The sequence below is a fragment of the Mangrovimonas spongiae genome (genome assembly GCF_003944795.1).
Classification (GTDB): Bacteria; Bacteroidota; Bacteroidia; order Flavobacteriales; family Flavobacteriaceae; genus Mangrovimonas; species Mangrovimonas spongiae.
The window spans coordinates 372,149-389,819 of the sequence record NZ_RWBG01000003.1; the positions used below are offsets into that span (position 1 = coordinate 372,149).

Sequence of the window (17,671 nt, forward strand, 5' to 3'; positions counted from 1 at the left end):
CTGAATATTGTAATTACAAAATTACAACATTATTCATCATTAACTGTAACAAAAGTCACAAATGCTCAACATTCATAACCTTTCTATAAGTTTTCAAGGCGAATACCTTTTCGAGGAAATTACATTTAAATTGGGTGTTGGCGATCGTGTTGGATTGATAGGAAAAAACGGCGCTGGAAAATCTACCATGCTTAAAATTCTTTCTAAAGAGCTTGAACCAGATTCTGGACAAATTGCAGCCGATAAGGATTTAAGTATAGGATTTTTAAAGCAAGATATCGATTTTGAGTTTGGGAAAACCGTTTTAGAAGAATCCTACGAAGCTTTCAAGGATATTAAGGATTTGGAAGCTAAAATGGAAGGCATTAATTTACAATTAGCCGAACGTACCGATTACGAAAGCGAGAGTTACAATCAGTTAATGATTGATTTAAATGATATCCAACACCAATACGAAATTTTAGGCGGTTACAACTATCAAGGCGATACCGAAAAGATTTTACAAGGTTTAGGTTTTAAACGGGAAGATTTTAATAAGCTTACCGATACTTTTTCCGGTGGATGGCGTATGCGTATAGAATTAGCCAAACTTCTGTTACAGAATAACGATGTGTTGCTTTTAGATGAGCCTACAAACCATTTGGACATTGAATCGATAATTTGGTTGGAGAATTTTTTAAAAAATTACCAAGGTGCTGTTGTTATTGTTTCTCACGATAAAATGTTTTTAGATAATGTTACCAACCGTACTATTGAAATTTCATTAGGCAGAATTTACGATTACCCCAAACCATATAGCGAGTTTTTAGTGCTTCGTGAAGAGATTAGAGAGCAGCAATTAGCAGCACATAAAAATCAGGAAAAGCAAATACAACAAACCGAAAAGCTGATTGAAAAATTTAGAGCTAAAGCTTCTAAAGCTTCAATGGCACAATCTTTAATAAAGAAATTAGATAAAATAGATCGTATTGAAGTTGATGAGGAAGATAATAGTGTCATGACCTTAAATTTTCCTGTGTCCATAACACCTGGAAAAGTTGTTCTGGAAGCTAAACAGGTATCTAAAAACTATGGCGATCTTCAAGTACTACACAACATTAACCTTTCTATAGCGCGAGATAGTAAAGTAGCTTTTGTTGGACAGAACGGCCAAGGAAAATCTACCTTAGCCAAAATTATTGTCAATGAAATTGAACATCAAGGACAGTTACATCTAGGACACAATGTACAAATAGGATATTTTGCCCAAAATCAAGCCGAATATTTAGATGGTAATAAAACGGTTCACGATACCATGATTGATGCTGCAAACGAAACAAATAGAACAAAAGTACGCGATATTTTAGGCGCATTTTTGTTTCGTGGCGAAGAAGTCGATAAATATGTTAGAGTGTTATCGGGTGGAGAGCGTAACCGTTTAGCATTAGCCAAACTAATGTTGCAGCCTTTTAACGTTTTGGTGATGGATGAGCCTACAAACCATTTAGATATCAAATCTAAAAATGTATTAAAAGATGCTTTAAATCGTTTTGAAGGAACATTAATATTGGTATCACACGATCGTGATTTTTTACAAGGATTAACCAATACCGTTTACGAATTTAAAGACCAAAAAATTAAAGAATATTTAGGCGATATTGATTTTTATTTAAAACAGCGTAATGTTGAAAACCTTCGCGAAGTAGAAAAACGGGATGTTATAAAAGAAGTTCCTAAAGAAAACGTTAATCAAAGTTACGAAGCCCAAAAGCAACAAAAGTCATTAAAAAATAAACTAAGTAAAGTAGAGTCTAAAATCACGCAATTAGAAAAAGATATTAAAGCGATTGATGTAGAGTTAGCCGTGAATTACGATGAGACTGTGTCTAAACCTAATTTTTTTGATACTTACCAAGCTAAAAAGGACAAATTAGAACAATTAATGATGGATTGGGAAAGTATTCAAGAAGAACTGGATAAGTTCTAAAAGTTAATAAAACCCTATAACGCAATGCGTTTCATCGAAAAAAATTGGTTTTAATCCGTATTTTTTCTTAATTTGGTAGCATTAACCCAACTACCAAACAAATGAAAAATGCTCTATCAACATTAATCGTTTTATTAATTCCCCTTTTAGTTTTATCCCAAGTTCCAAATTCAGAAAGGCAAGCTTTAAAAAGTTTATACAAAGCTACTAATGGAGATCAGTGGACTAATAGTTGGGACTTAACATCTCCTGTATCTACTTGGTACGGAGTTACTATTGAAGATAATCATGTGGTTGGTTTAAATTTACATATGAATAATTTAGAAGGTAAATTACCTAACGAACTACAAAACCTTACTTTTTTAAAAAAGCTAAACTTAGGTTTTAATAGATTATCGGGTGAGTTACCAAAAAACTTTGGCAAGCTTTCAAATCTTGAAATATTAGAATTGTTCATGAATAGATTTGAAGGCCAAATTCCTGAAACTCTTGGAAGCATACAAAATCTAAAGGTTTTAAAACTTTATAGTAATACTTTTGAAGGTGAAATCCCCGAATCTTTAATGAATTTAAAAGGGTTAAAAGAATTATCCTTAGGAAGTAATCGCCTTACAGGAACAATACCAAAATCTATAGGAACTTTATCTCGTTTAGAAAAGTTAATTCTTTTAGACAATAATTTAGAAGGGGATATACCAAAAGAGATAGGAGATTTAAAGGACTTAAAAGAGTTAGTTATATCAAGTAATAGATTAACAGGAACTTTACCATTTGAAATAACGAGATTAAGAGGTTTAGAAATTATGATGGTAAGTGATAATGATTTAGATAAAGAGTATGTTACCGTAACAGGAAAATCTACACCACCAACGATGCAAGTCATACCTGAAGATAAAGGCATGCTTGCAACAGATTATTTTGACGATTAAAAACTGAAAACATAATTTTATATTTATACAAGGATAGTTTTTATACTATCCTTTTTTTATTAGTATTTCACGCTAATTTTTATAAATAAAACATCCCCGCCTATGCATTTCATCGAAAAAAATTGCATTTCATAAATATAATTTTTATTATTGTTTCGCTTTTAGCCTCAAAACCAAATAAGTATGAAAACTGCTAAACTTACCTTGTTATTGTCTTTAGTTACCATGATAACCTTTGCCTCGATTTCTCCTAAAGAAAAAGAAGCGCTATTAGACTTTTACCACGCTACTTCAGGCGAAAACTGGGTTGACAAATGGGACATAAACCAACCAGTTAGTACTTGGAAAGGTGTTACTATAAAAGACGATGTTGTTGTTAAATTACATTTAGAAATGAATAACCTCCAAGGTACTATGCCTCAATCGTTAGCTCATTTAACATCTCTTAAAGAGTTAAGGCTAGGCTTTAACAAGATAACAGGTAATATACCCACTTCGTTAGGACAATTGCAAAAGTTAGAAGTACTAGAACTGTATATGAATCAGTTAGAAGGCGAACTCCCCAATGAACTTATGGCTTTAAATAAGCTTAGAGTATTAAAGCTTTATAGTAACAGTTTAACAGGACCTATACCGAATAGTATAGGTAACTTGACCAATCTTGAAGAATTATTATTGGGAAGTAATTTTTTTACAGGAACTATACCTAGTGAAGTAGGTGAACTGTTACAGTTAGAAAAACTAAGTTTAATAGATAATAAATTAGAAGGTCGTATTCCTCATGAACTAGGTAACTTAAATCATTTAAAAGAATTAGTGCTTTCCAGTAATCAATTAACAGGACGGTTGCCATATGGTATTTATGGGCTGAAAAAACTATCTGTTATGATGGTAAGCGATAATAATTTAGATAAGGATTATGTTTCTATTATAAAATCTGAAGACTCAAGCATTCTAGGCATACCACAAAATGAACAAGAAGGCCTAGCCACAGACTATATTGATGATTAATACCCACTAAATATTTGTTGTTGATTTGAAAGGGAGCTATGGTAGAATAGCTCCTTTTTTATTTCATAAATATTTTAAATTATTTTCTTGCTAAAACAAAAAAAGCTAGTATATTTGCAGTCCAATATCGCGGGATAGAGCAGTAGGTAGCTCGTCGGGCTCATAACCCGAAGGTCACTGGTTCGAGTCCAGTTCCCGCTACTAATGACAAAGTCATGTATACAAACGGTTTGGTGTTGCCAAACCGTTTTTTTATGCGTAATTTTAACGCCCTAATAGAAATTGAATACGAAAGTGCATACGAAAATGCATACGATTTGTCATTGAAGAAGAAATTTTCCACACCAAAAATCTACACAGCAAACAACGATTTATCAAAGCGTTGGTATGTGTATTTTTCCTATCGTCATCCCGAGACAGGAAAGCTCAAAAGGCAAACACCTATTTATGGCGAAGCCAATAAATACAAAACTAAAGAAGAGCGATTAGCAGTCTTGACCATTTTGCGCCAAGTATTAAATAAATTGTTGCGTCAAGGATACAGTCCTTATGAGGATAATACAGCGCTTTATAATAAACAACAGGCGAAGCAACACCCGTTGCAACAAGAACCAAAAACGCCGCCACCACCGCAACCGCAAAAACACCAGCAAGAAGAAACTACCGCGGCATTACAACAAACTAAAGCGCAACACCCCATAAAACAAGGCAACGCACCCTTAACCAATGGCGCCGCCGCTACTAAAAAACATGCGGCGGCGGAAGCACCGAAAGGGGTAAGTTTAGAAAAGGCCTTTGATTTTGACGCCAAGATAAAAGAACAAACTTTACAAGCGAGTAGTTTACGGTCTTACGGAAGTCATATCCGCATTTTTAAAAAATGGTTAAAAACAAAGAAAAAGAATATTACCCATATTAAGCAAGTAGAGAAGTCTGTCGTATCAGAGTTTTTACTTCATATTATGACCGAAAGCTCACCGAGAAATAGAAATAACTATCGCGCTAGTTTAAGTAGTTTCTTTTCTACACTAGAAGAACATGAACTAGTGAGAGAGAACATGGTCAAAAAAATAAAAGTCCTTAAAACCACCGCCACAAGAAATAAAACCTATACCGTAAAACAACAACAAGATATTTTTAATCACTTAGAAAAACACGATCCTACCTTGTTGTTGTTTATTAAGTTTGTGTCCTATAATTTTTTGCGGCCTATAGAAGTTTGCCGCTTAAAAGTAGAAGATATTGACGCCAAAACCCGCACCTTAAGTTTTAAAGCCAAAAATAGCCCGCTAAAAACAAAAATTATTCCAGAGATTTTATGGAATGATTTACCCGACTTATCAAAACTTAAGAAAACGGATTATCTATTTACACCAAAAGGAGTAGGAGGGGAATGGCCTGTCGCATTAGACAACAAACGCAACTATTTTTCCAAACGCTTTAAAAAGGTAGTAAAAAATAAATTCAATTTAGGTAAAGATCACACCATGTATAGTTTTAGACATACCTACATAACCAAACTGTACCGCGCTTTAGTAGAAGACTCTTCGCCGCATGCCGCAAAAAGTAAACTAATGCAAATTACAGGACATAGTTCTATGACCGCTTTAGAGAAATACTTGCGCGATATCGATGCAGAATTGCCAGAGGACTATTCAGAATTAATCAAAAATTAGATGCAAGCAAACGATAGCCTAGAAGATATTATTAAAGGGGCGTTTATAAATATGACGAAAGCGTTCATTTTTTATGTGCCAGAGCGTTTAATCACCCTGTTGAAGTTAACGGATAATGAAGAAGTTCAAAAGATGATTAATAAGGTCTATGTAATAGATAGTGAAGGTTATTTTGTAGACCCTAATGAAAAAGCAACTATGATTAGTATGCAAAAGCGAACGATTCTTAACGAAGCCATTTTTAACTTATATGCTTTAAAGGACAAATACACTAAAGAACAGTTTGACTATATTGTAGAAAAGTATAGCGACCAAGTAGATGCATTTTTGTTCCTTACAGAATGGATGAACACGCATGTTGCGCAAGAGGTTGAAAATCTAACCAAAGACCAGCAATCAGCTTTTGAATGGCAATACCAAACACACCAAAAACATAAAGACGAATTTGCGGCTAAGTTTCAAGTACAAACAGCCCTTGCAAAACATTTAGATGTAACAAGTGAAAAGACTAAAGCCGTAATAAAGAACTTTAAGAGTTTAGTACCTAACTTAAATCAACCAAAAACACCTCAAACAACAGTCCCAAAACCCCAAACAGCGTCAAGTACAACACCGCCACCAAAACAAGGAAACAAACGCATAGAGAAGAAACAGCGCCTAGAACAACTTAAAGCGACTACAAAAGACACCGCAGAAAACTTTCTTTTAGAGACCGTTTTTAACTTGAAAATAGCTAAAAAATGCTAATTTTGCGTCAAACGAACGTAAATTTGACGCATAATGTCTGAAAATAAATTTTATATCTGCGGGTTTTGCTATGAGGAATATGTGCCGACAAGACGCGGCGCTCAAAAATACTGTAGTGATACTTGCCGTTCCAAAGCATATCACCATAGAAAAAAGGCGCAACACCAAGAGCAAACAGAAAATAAACCAACACCCCTAAGTAGTGTAACATCTCAACCACTATCACAAGAAAAGATAGCCGTAGAAAAAATGAGTTTTGCAGGAGTAGGTAATGCTGCTTTAGGACAAGCATTAGCAGAAAGTACAAAAACATTTTTAACTAAAAAAGAAAATAGACCCGCAACCAAAAAGGATATTAATACAATGGTTTCTAAAATAAAGGGCAGATACCATTTAATAACAAACATGTCACCAAAGCCTAACGGTCAAAGACCATATTATGATATAGAAAGAAAAGAGGTTGTTTATAGGTGGACTAAATAGAAGCGGTACTCACTTTTATTTTAGAAAGCATTTGTTAAGCATTCATTCTAAAGTTTTCTAATAGCTCTATTTATATAATTTAAATTTTTAATTAAAGTATGTGCATAGCCGCCATTATCTCTAGGTGATAAGTTTTTAGATTTTTTATAAAACACTACAGCATTTTGTTTAAAATCAAAAATTATAGTTTTAAGTTGTAATCTACTAATTGGTGTTGTATAAGGAGAAGAGCCACTTCTAGTTTCAACTAAAAAAAACATTCCGTAACGGTTATCTGTAGCGGTACTAATTTCCTTCAAATTATGTGGTAAATCAGAGTCTGTATAGTTCTTGTTTTTAGATTTAAATAACGTAACTAACTCGTTTTTATCAGTTGCTGATAGATTAGCATTGTATTTTTCTTTTACGTTATACTGCTTTTTTTTTCTTTTCATCACCGAATCTATAGCAATCACAGAAATTTCTTCGAAACGCTCATATAGCTTATTTGGTTTATTAGGGTATTTATGAACAAATATAGGATCATAGTATGTGAAGTTACCTATGTTTTCTTGCTTGTCAGATTTGTCTGTTTGGGCATTTGCTGAAAATGATATTGCTAAACTTAATGCAGTAATTAAAAAATAGGCTTTCATGTTTTTAAGTTTTAGTTGGTTAAGTTAAAAGTTTTTTCCTAATGATAGGTTGCAATTTTATTCTTCTATGTTATAATGTAAATTAAATTTCTATAATACTATACTAGATTTTAGATTCTTTTGATAGGTTAGTAATCATCAATAGTTTTACTATCTCTTAATAAATTTTCTTTCATAATTGTTTTGTCTTATCATTATCAAGAAAATATTAATGAAATTAAAAGGGTTTATATTAACAATAATTATACTAATAAGCTTTGTAATAAATGCTCAAGATGATGTTAAGGGCAAAGTAGTAGCAATTACAGATGGGGACACCTTTAAAATACTTATTCAAGATTCAACCCTAATAAGGGTTAGAGTTGCTAATATAGATTGCCCAGAGCGTAAGCAACCATTTTCTATAAAGGCAAAACAATTTACATCGGATGCTATATTTGATAAAGAAGTTGAACTTAAAGTTATTAAAAAAGATTGTTACAGTAGGTCTATTGCTTATGTGTTTTATGGTGATAAAAATTTAAGTAAAGAATTGCTCAAGGCTGGCTTAGCTTGGCATTTTGTTAAATATTCTGATGATAATATTTTGCAGTCATTAGAAGATGAGGCTAAGAAGAATAGAGTAGGACTTTGGATAGATACAAAGGCAATTGCTCCGTGGGAGTGGAGAAGTTCTAATAAGAAAACAGCGAAAGAGAATTTGTTGACAGGTTTGACAAGTTCTAAGACTCCAAAATCTCAAAAAGCAAAAGCTACTCAATGCACTGGTAAGACTAAATCAGGCAAACGATGTAAACGTAAAACCAAAAATGCTAATGGTCGTTGTTATCAGCATTAACAGTTTTATTACGGTTTTCCACAAGGGAAATTTTTCAAAACCTTCTATATTTATTTTTTAAGAATTAGTCTTTAATGGACTAGGCGAATAAGTCATTTTTTTTTTTTTTAACTTTAAAGCCCTTTAACTAATTCTTGTTTGACTTTTTTTGTACAATTTTATCGATTGTATGCGAATTGTTATTGCTTATATATGACCAAACCAATATCAGAATCTGATACTAGAGCTAATTTCATAGATCCTAAACTTGCAAAAAGTCAATGGGAGGCTTTTCATATAGTCCGAGAGTATTACTTTACAGATGGAAGAAAGCTGTTAGGTAATAAACGCGGTAAACGTTTGTTTTTAGACTATCTTCTTAAATATAATAATACCAATTTAGCTATTGTAGAAGCTAAAAAGCTCAGAGATCATCCCACCAAAGGATTACAACAAGCATTGGATTATGCTGACAAACTAAAAATAAACTTTGTTTACGCTACTAATGGTAAGCAAATTTATGAGTTTGACAAAAGGACAGGTAAGGGAGATTATATTAGTGACTTTCCAACACCTCAAGAACTTTATAATAAAGTTTACGGTAAACAGAATGCGTTAAAACAAAAACTACAAAACATTCCATTTTTATTGACAGGTAATTTCGGACCAAGATATTACCAAGAGATTGCGGTTAATAAAGTTATGGAAAGTATAGCTGATGGTAAGGATCGCATATTACTAACCTTAGCAACTGGTACAGGAAAAACATTTATTTCTTTTCAGATTGTTCATAAGCTCTTGCAAGCTAAGTGGAATCTTGATGGAAAAGATAGAAGACCTAGAGTCTTATTTTTAGCAGATCGTAATGTGTTGGCAGATCAAGCGATAAATACATTTAACCCTTACGAAAAAGATGTGATAAAGATTGATGGTGAAGAAGTAAGAAAACGAAATGGAGTAGTACCAACAAACGCTTATATATTCTTTGCTATTTATCAAGCGATTGCCGAACGAGAAGATATTGGCGGGTATTATAAAGAATACCCAAGTGACTTCTTCGATTTAATTGTTATAGACGAGTGCCATCGTGGAAGTGCCAATGAAGAAGGCTCTTGGCGTGCTATTCTCGATCATTTTAAACCAGCGGTTCATTTAGGTTTAACAGCCACGCCAAAGCGAGAAGATAATGTAGATACCTACAAATACTTTGGAAAACCTGTGTATGAGTATTCTCTAAAAGATGGTATTCAAGATGGATTTTTAACACCTTATAAGGTAAAAAGGGTAACAACTAATATAGACGAATACATCCATACTAACGATAGTAAAATTGTACAGGGAGAAGTTACAAAAGACCGTTACGAGCTTAAGGATTTTAATAAAAGCATTACAGTAAAACAACGAATAGAATTGGTAGCAAAAACCATTTTACAGCATATTAATAAAATGGATAAAACCATAGTGTTTTGCGCTAACCAAGACCATGCTTTAGATTTAAGAGATTTTATTAATAAGCATAAAGAAGTGTTTGATGTTAACTATTGCGTAAGGGTAACCAGTGACGAAGGTAAACATGGTAGAGAATTGCTAGAAGCATTTCAGGATAATGATAAGGATATACCTGTAATATTAACCTCGTCTAAAATGCTAACTACAGGTGTAGATGCGCGTAATGTGCGCAATATTGTTTTAACTGCACCAATAGGTTCAATGGTAGAGTTTAAACAAATCATTGGTCGCGGTACGCGAGTTTTTGATGGCAAAGACTTTTTTACCATCATTGATTTTGTAGGTGCCACCAATCTGTTTTATGATGCGGAATGGGATGGCGAACCTGAAGCACCAGAAGGAGAAGGGGCTGGTGGTGACCCAATACCAAAACCACCACGTAAACCTAAAGTTACAGAACCAGGTGAACCTTATGAGCATAAAGAAAAACTAATTGTAGAGTTATCAAACGGAAGACAATTAAAGGTGACTGATGTCGATACACGTTATATCGACGAAAACGGAAAGCCATTAACCGCACGTGAGTTTTTAGAAAAACTAATAGGAGAGTTACCTGCTATCTATAAAGACGAAGCCCATTTACGTAAAATATGGTCTAACCCAGATACACGTACAGAGTTATTAAATCAATTAGGTGATTTAGGGTTTGATAAGGAGCAATTGTACGATTTAAGATTGATGATAGCCACGCCAGAATGTGATATTTTTGATGTGTTATCACACATTTCTTTCGCGTCTAACTTAATGACACGAAAACAACGTGTAGAGTTTGTAAAAGGCGAACCTAAATTTTTCGAAGTGTATAAAAATCTCGAAGCACGAGAGTTTTTAGAGTTTGTGTTACAACATTATGAGCAATATGGAATAGAGGAATTGCAACGAGACAAATTAGGCGACCTTGTCAAACTTAAACTTGGCACGCCTAAAGATGCTAAAACAGCATTTGGCGACATGAAAACGCTACTGTCAGCTTATTACAAGCTACAAGAAAACATTTATAGAGCTATTTAATATGCAAATTGATTTTAAAAGTAAATTATGTGATGAAGACCAATCTTTAGATTTAAGTAATGGTTTAATAACATTTATAGGACAAAATGGTTGCGGTAAATCATCCATTTTAGAGGCCATATTTAAAAAATATATTGAAGATGAAGATTTAAAAGTGATATGTTTTTCTTCAGGTCAAAATGAACTTTTTTCTTCATTGTTTAAGAATCATAAAAAGGTAAATAGGCGTTACCTAAATGAACAAGAAGAATCACCAATAAATTCGTTTTATTTTGATTCAAGTTGGGTACGTATGCTAGTTTTTTGGTCCACTATTTTTAAACCAAATGGATTAGTTAGAAAATATCTAAAAGAAAAGAATTACATAGACACTGATGACTTAAATGATGATATATCATCAACTCTTCATTTTAGATTTAGAATTAGAAAATATTATGTAGAAAAAATAAAAAGAGAAATAGAAAAAGAGGAAAAGACAGATCAAAATGAAGAAGGGTACGAATTTGAAGAAAACCAATTAAGAAAAACATCATTTCATGAAACCATAGAAAGCATCATTTCTGTATTTAATATTGATTTTGATTTTCTAAATAATAATAATTTAATTAAGCGTTGGTTGAGTTTTAATTCCAAAAAAGCTTATGATGTTTTTACGCATAAAGATATTAATAGGATTTTTACATTTTGGGCTCTGGCTACAAATGGATGGACAGCTAACACTGAGCTTTGGGAGTGTGCTTTGAAGTTTAAAGATAATTTAGAATTTAGTGTCTTAAGCGATGGAGAATATCAGTTGCTTTCAATATATGCAATATTAGATCTTTTTGATTCTGATAATACGATTTTCTTATTTGACGAAATAGATTCACACCTTTACTATGAAAATATTGAAAAACTTTGGAATGTATTAAAAACAGCTTCTGGTAAAATTATTACTACAACTCATATATCAGATTCCATTCTACAGAACGAAATTGAAAGTATAAAACTGATCGAAAACGGAGTCATCGAATCAGATATGACTATAAAGGAGTTATCAAAGCGGTTATCAAATATCGTAGGAAAAGATAGTTATGAAATTAATGTTGCTTCTAGAATTAGAAAAATTGTATTAATAGATGACCATGTGGATTGGTTAATCTTTAAAAAACTAGCTACAAAAAAAATAGGTGAGGAGGTTTTGCCAATTTTTGATGAGATAGTTCCAATTAAAAGATCGTCTAGTTTTAAAACTGCAGATGAAAAATTTGGAAAAGGAAAATTATTGTTTGTTGAAGATTTTAAAAATAATGCACCAAATAACTTAATAACAGAAGATATTTTCTTGATTTGCGATAGAGATGATTTGCCGCTTAATCAAATTCAAGAAGACCTAACAGTTAATATTCATAGAGGTTTTAGAGGTTTAAGAAGTTTTAAAATAAATGGAAAAACAACCAGATCTCATTTATTAAGTTGGAAACGAAGAGAAATAGAAAATTACTTATTATGTCCAACAATGCTAACTTATTTTAATAAATTACAAGAACTACAAAATCATTTTCCCTTGGTAAGTTTAGCTGTTAATAATACATTAGACGCTTCTGCGGATATTAGAGATTTTGATAGCAAAACAATCTTACATCCATTGTATAAAGATGGAGGGTTTGATGAAAATAAATTAGATGACATGATAGAGCAAATACCAGCTTCTGAAATTTCTAATGATATAGAATTAATGTACAATTACCTTAGAGATAATATTTAATGAGCATACAAAACAACATAGATAGAATAACAGACATCCTTCGTCGTGACGATGGTATATCTGGTGCTATGCACTATACCGAGCAAATCTCGTGGATCCTGTTTCTTAAATTTTTAAACGATTACGAGGCCAATAAAGCCGACGAAGGCTTTTTGGAAGGTACCGACTATAATTACGTCTTACGCAAAGACCTCCGTTGGCACCAATGGGCATGCCCTAAAGACGACGATGGTAAACTAGACGTCAAACGTGCCTTAACAGGAGACGATTTAATAGATTTTGTCAATAAAACCTTATTCCCATATTTAAAAGCGTTTAAAGCTACTACTAACGATCCAAAATCCTTAACCTATAAAATAGGAGCCATTTTTGAGTATTTAGACAACCGTATTGCTAGTGGTCATACACTGCGTGAGGTGTTAGATATTATAGATGCACTAGACTTCCAAAGTAGTGATGAGCTGTTTGAACTCTCTCAAGTGTATGAAAACCTACTAAAAAGTATGGGTAGCGATGGTGGTAATTCTGGCGAGTTTTACACACCACGTGCCGTCATCAAAGCAATGGTAGAAACCACCAATATTAAGGTAGGCGATACCATTTATGATGGTGCAGTAGGTTCTGGTGGGTTTTTAGTAGAAGCATTTGAATATCTAACCGCTAACGGTAAAAAAGAACAACTCTCTGCTGCCGATTGGGAAACCCTACAAAACGATACCTTTTTTGGGCAAGAAAAAACCAGTTTAGGTTATGTGATGGGTATGATGAATATGATTTTGCATGGTATAGAAAGCCCAAACGTTTTTAAAGGCAATACGCTTACCCAAAACATACGCGATTATCAAGAAAAAGACAGACACGACGTTATACTAGCCAATCCACCATTTGGCGGTAAAGAAAAAAAGCAAATACAGCAAAACTTTCCTGTAGAGAGTAATGCGACCGAGATTTTGTTTTTACAACATTTTATGAAAATGCTAAAGCTAGAAGGTCGTGCCGCTATTGTGGTGCCAGAAGGCGTCTTGTTTCAAACCAATAATGCCTTTACTAAAGTCAAACAAACCTTGTTAGAAAATTATAATGTGCATACCATTGTAAGCTTACCAAGCGGTGTATTTTTACCTTATAGTGGTGTAAAAACCAATATTTTGTATTTTGACCGTAAAGGTGCTACCAGTAATATTTGGTATTATGAGGTCAATCCACCATACAAACTCACCAAAAACAAACCTATAGCATACGAGCATTTAGCAGAGTTTGTAGACCTATTCCATAACCCAGAAAAGCGTAATGCTACCAATGTTAAAACCGAAAAAGACGGCAACGACTGGACCATAAACATCGCAGACATAAAAGACTACGACCTAAGCGCCAAAAACCCACACAAAATTGTAGAAGTGGTACACCAAAGCCCAAAAGAACTGTTAAGTAGCATTAAACAAAACGATGCACAAATAGCCCAGTTATTAACCCAAATTGAAAGTTTGATTGATGGGTAAGTGGAAGGAAGTAAAGCTTAAAGATGTTATTCAAGTTATTAATGGAAGAGCATATAAAAAAGCTGAATTATTAGACCAAGGTAAGTATAGAGTTCTTAGGGTTGGTAATTTATTTACCAATAATAGTTGGTATTATTCTAATTTGGAATTAGATGAAGATAAGTATTGTGATAAAGGTGACTTAATTTATGCTTGGTCTGCATCTTTCGGTCCTAGAATTTGGAATGAGGAAAAGGTAATTTATCATTACCACATTTGGAAAATGGTTTGTAATGAAAAAGTATTGGATAAAAATTATGCGTTCCAATTCTTGGAGTGGGATAAAGATTTAATGCAGCAAGAGCATTCAAGAGGTGTAGGAATGTTTCATTTAACAAAGACAGCAATTGAAAACAGAAAGTTTTTCTTACCACCATTACCCGAACAACAACGCATCGTCGCCAAGTTAGATGGTTTGTTTTCCAAGATAGATAAGGCAATTAGTTTATTAGAAGCCAACCTACAACATACCCAAGCCTTAATGGGTAGCGTGTTGGATGAGGAGTTTGGGAGGTTGGATTGTGAATGGTATAAACTGCAAGATGTTACTAAAATTGTAGGAGGAGGAACACCCAAGACAGCAATATCAGAATATTGGGCAGATGAAATAATTTGGTTAAGTCCAACAGATTTACCACCAATAGGAGTAATATCAACAGTAAAGGATTCAACCAAGAAAATTTCTAGATTAGGTTTGCAAAAAAGTTCTGCAAAATTATTACCAAAAGGAACTGTTGTTTACTCTTCTAGAGCTAGTATTGGTAAAATTGCCATTACTGAATGTGAACTTTCTACAAATCAAGGTTTCACTAATTTTATTCCAAATGAGGGTTTGAATAATGTTTATTTGGCAAAAACATTAAAGCATTTTACACCAAAAATTGAAGCATTATCAAATTCAACAACGTTCAAGGAAGTTAGTAAAACAGCATTAAAGAAATTTGAAATACCTGTGCCAGATTATAAAACTCAATTAGAGTTATCACAATTATTTTCAGAATATCAAAACTTAATTGATAAATCGGTAGAAACCCAAACCCAAAAACTCAATCATTTAAAAGCCTTAAAAAGTAGTTTGTTAGATCAGGCGTTTAAGGGAGAGTTGTAAAAAAATAAGCTAATCAATAATGACCACAGAACAAATAAACCAAGGTATAAAGCTGTTATGCGATACCTCTAAAAAAGTACAGCAATACTATGAAGATGATCAAGCTATTGTAAACGCTTTAAACCGAGTGCCAAAAGAAGAATTAAAACAATGTATAGACTATTATAAAAACAGAAAAGGCGTTATTATAGATCTTAGAAAAGAACTAATACAAAACCTTTATAATAATAAAACATATACAGTAGAAGACTTATATAGTTTAATAGAAAAACATAAGCAAGGTAAAGAAAATCAATTTCAAGCATACACCAAGTTGTTTTCTATATTTTATCCGCCAATTACGTTTTATGGTCACAACCCAGAAAGAGAATTTGTATCACAGTTTATAGATCAACTTATTACAAATCTTGGTTTAACAGATGAGGTTAAAGTTACAAAATACGATTTTCAAGGACCAAGACAACAAGGTAGTGATAGGTTTTGGGTGGCTATTTATAATAAAGCACAAGACAATCAATCTTCAAGCTTGCAAATATTTATCGAGTTTCATAAGGGTAAAGTAAACTATGGTATTTATAAACATTCAGAAAAAAGATACATTAAGCCAAGACAGCAAGTTGAAGCTAATGAGTTTAGCTATAAAGATTTATTAAATTACTTTGCGACAGAAAAGCAAATGATAATTAATGATGTGCCTGATTATTCTAACGCTACAAAAATACATTTAAACGGTAGTAGATTATATAAGATGTCTCATGGCTCTTTTAAAGCAAAAAAGTACAGACCAATAATTGAAGCGTTTAAAGGAAATAATTGGATTTGCATCTATAAAACTACAGGAAAGGGACAAGCAGAACATTTTAAGAATGAACTTAAAAAAGGAGACTATGTGTATATAACTTTAGGCTCTAATGAGCTTATTGGGATAGCCAAAATAATCTCTAATGAATATGGTTATGTACCAGAAGATATTGTAGACGATGATGGTTGGTTGTATCGAGAAATAGAACTCATTAAACCACCTGTTAAAAAAAATCCTAAAGCGTTAAAAGATACAAGAAGTCATTTTCCTAGTGGTAATACAACATTGGCAGAAATCAAGACAAACGATCTTGAAGAAGCAAATACAATTTTCTTTAAACCTTATTTTAATACCGAGTTTGTGATGTCTGATAACTCAACAATTGAAAAAGATGTAATAAAAGCATCACAAAACCAAATTTTGTATGGTCCACCAGGCACAGGAAAAACGTATTTTCTAAAAGAACAATTGTTTGATAAGTATACATTAAAAGAAGAATCTATTTCAAAAGAAAAATACTTTGAAGAAGTTATTACAAATTTAACTTGGTGGCAAGTCATTACTTTGGCGTTAATAGAAAATGGCAAATCAAAAGTGAGTGATATTCTAGACAATAGGTGGGTGGCAACAAAAGCCAGTCTTAGCGAGTCTAAAAATGTTAGAGCCACTATTTGGGGAACCTTGCAAATGCACACGATTGAAGAGTCTACTAGCGTTAACTATAAGCAACGTCAAGCGCCACTTATTTTTGATAAAACCCAAGATAAATCATGGGAGTTGTTAGAAGTAGAGCTAAAAGAGCAGGCTCCTGAAATATATAAAATTAAAGATGAGGTCGATAATTTTCAAGTCAATGCAGCGAAGTCTATTAAACATTACGACTTTGTTACCTTTCACCAATCGTTTTCTTACGAAGATTTTATCGAAGGTATTAAGCCTATCTTTCCTGAAAACGATGAAGAAGCTTCAGATTTAGGTTATACCATTGAAGATGGCGTTTTTAAACGATTATGTTTAAGAGCCAAAAATGATCCTGAAAATAGATATGCAATTTTTATTGATGAGATAAACAGAGGTAATGTGTCAGCAATTTTTGGTGAGTTGATTACTTTAATAGAAACTGATAAACGAAGCGGTGCTAAAAATGAAATGAGTATAAAATTACCATACTCAAAAAAGGAGTTTAGTGTGCCTTCAAATATGGATATTTATGGCACAATGAACACAGCAGACCGTTCTGTTGAAGCATTAGATACAGCTTTGAGAAGACGTTTTGAGTTTGTTGAAAAAATGCCTGACTACAAGGTGATTGACCAAGAGGAAGTTGATGGTGTCAAACTTTCCAAAGTACTAAAAGTAATAAATAAAAGAATAGAATTACTGATTGATCGAGACCATACCATTGGGCATTCTTATTTTGTAGGTGTTGATACACCTGAAAAACTTACTAATGCCTTTAATAATAAAATTATCCCACTATTACAGGAATATTTCTATGGCGATTATGGTAAAATAGGCCTTGTGCTTGGTAATGGTTTCGTGAAAGAAAAAGATAATAGAAAGTTGAAATTTTCAACGTTTAAATATGAGGGGAAAGAAGATTTTATAACGCCAACATATAAGTTGATTACGGTTGATGAATCTACCATTTTAGGTGCTGTGGCGCAATTGCTGGAAACAAATGAAAGTTAA

At 32.9% G+C, this 17,671-nt stretch carries 13 protein-coding genes and 1 tRNA gene; 13 read left to right on the forward strand and 1 reads right to left on the reverse strand.

The annotated features are described in order from the left end of the window. Window positions 1-61 precede the first annotated feature (61 nt). From abc-f to EJA19_RS08785, 7 genes are all read left to right on the forward strand, one after another. Window positions 62-1,966, forward strand: a complete 1,905-nt coding sequence (abc-f, locus tag EJA19_RS08755; RefSeq protein WP_125467986.1) for a ribosomal protection-like ABC-F family protein — start codon at window positions 62-64, stop codon at window positions 1,964-1,966. 101 nt (window positions 1,967-2,067) lie between these two features. Further along, on the forward strand, window positions 2,068-2,895 hold the full coding sequence (locus tag EJA19_RS08760; RefSeq protein WP_125467987.1) for a Two component regulator three Y domain protein: 828 nt from the start codon (window positions 2,068-2,070) through the stop codon (window positions 2,893-2,895). A 183-nt stretch (window positions 2,896-3,078) separates the two neighbouring features. Further along, entirely contained in the window at window positions 3,079-3,906 is an 828-nt protein-coding gene (locus EJA19_RS08765; protein WP_125467988.1) for a leucine-rich repeat domain-containing protein, read from the forward strand. Window positions 3,907-4,034: 128 nt separating this feature from the next. After that, window positions 4,035-4,107: transfer RNA gene (locus EJA19_RS08770), tRNA-Met, on the forward strand. 53 nt (window positions 4,108-4,160) lie between these two features. Beyond that, entirely contained in the window at window positions 4,161-5,582 is a 1,422-nt protein-coding gene (locus EJA19_RS08775) for a tyrosine-type recombinase/integrase (protein WP_158611370.1), read from the forward strand. Beyond that, window positions 5,583-6,329 carry a hypothetical protein gene (locus EJA19_RS08780; RefSeq protein WP_125467990.1) on the forward strand — a complete coding sequence of 249 codons (747 nt, stop codon included), beginning with the start codon at window positions 5,583-5,585 and terminating at the stop codon, window positions 6,327-6,329. A 33-nt stretch (window positions 6,330-6,362) separates the two neighbouring features. Then, window positions 6,363-6,812 (forward strand): hypothetical protein, encoded by a 450-nt coding sequence (locus tag EJA19_RS08785; RefSeq protein ID WP_125467991.1) that lies wholly within the window; start codon window positions 6,363-6,365, stop codon window positions 6,810-6,812. 47 nt (window positions 6,813-6,859) lie between these two features. Here EJA19_RS08785 and EJA19_RS08790 read toward each other — a convergent pair whose 3' ends face one another. Further along, the gene (locus tag EJA19_RS08790; RefSeq protein ID WP_125467992.1) at window positions 6,860-7,447 is read right to left on the reverse strand and encodes a hypothetical protein; all 588 of its coding nucleotides are present in this window, start codon (window positions 7,445-7,447) and stop codon (window positions 6,860-6,862) included. Window positions 7,448-7,658: 211 nt separating this feature from the next. Here EJA19_RS08790 and EJA19_RS08795 point away from each other — a divergent pair, with 211 nt between their 5' ends. The 6 genes from EJA19_RS08795 (at window position 7,659) to EJA19_RS08820 (ending at window position 17,671) form a co-directional block, all read left to right on the forward strand. Next, window positions 7,659-8,285 carry a thermonuclease family protein gene (locus EJA19_RS08795; RefSeq protein WP_125467993.1) on the forward strand — a complete coding sequence of 209 codons (627 nt, stop codon included), beginning with the start codon at window positions 7,659-7,661 and terminating at the stop codon, window positions 8,283-8,285. A gap of 192 nt (window positions 8,286-8,477) precedes the next feature. Further along, window positions 8,478-10,784 carry an EcoAI/FtnUII family type I restriction enzme subunit R gene (hsdR, locus tag EJA19_RS08800; RefSeq protein ID WP_125467994.1) on the forward strand — a complete coding sequence of 769 codons (2,307 nt, stop codon included), beginning with the start codon at window positions 8,478-8,480 and terminating at the stop codon, window positions 10,782-10,784. Window position 10,785: 1 nt separating this feature from the next. Further along, window positions 10,786-12,531 carry an AAA family ATPase gene (locus tag EJA19_RS08805; protein WP_125467995.1) on the forward strand — a complete coding sequence of 582 codons (1,746 nt, stop codon included), beginning with the start codon at window positions 10,786-10,788 and terminating at the stop codon, window positions 12,529-12,531. Then, window positions 12,531-14,030: a class I SAM-dependent DNA methyltransferase gene (locus EJA19_RS08810; RefSeq protein WP_125467996.1), complete on the forward strand. Its 1,500-nt coding sequence runs from the start codon at window positions 12,531-12,533 to the stop codon at window positions 14,028-14,030. Before EJA19_RS08805 ends, EJA19_RS08810 begins: the two co-directional genes overlap by 1 nt. Further along, the gene (locus EJA19_RS12710) at window positions 14,023-15,177 is read left to right on the forward strand and encodes a restriction endonuclease subunit S (RefSeq protein WP_158611372.1); all 1,155 of its coding nucleotides are present in this window, start codon (window positions 14,023-14,025) and stop codon (window positions 15,175-15,177) included. Before EJA19_RS08810 ends, EJA19_RS12710 begins: the two co-directional genes overlap by 8 nt. A gap of 19 nt (window positions 15,178-15,196) precedes the next feature. Next, window positions 15,197-17,671: an McrB family protein gene (locus EJA19_RS08820; RefSeq protein ID WP_125467997.1), complete on the forward strand. Its 2,475-nt coding sequence runs from the start codon at window positions 15,197-15,199 to the stop codon at window positions 17,669-17,671.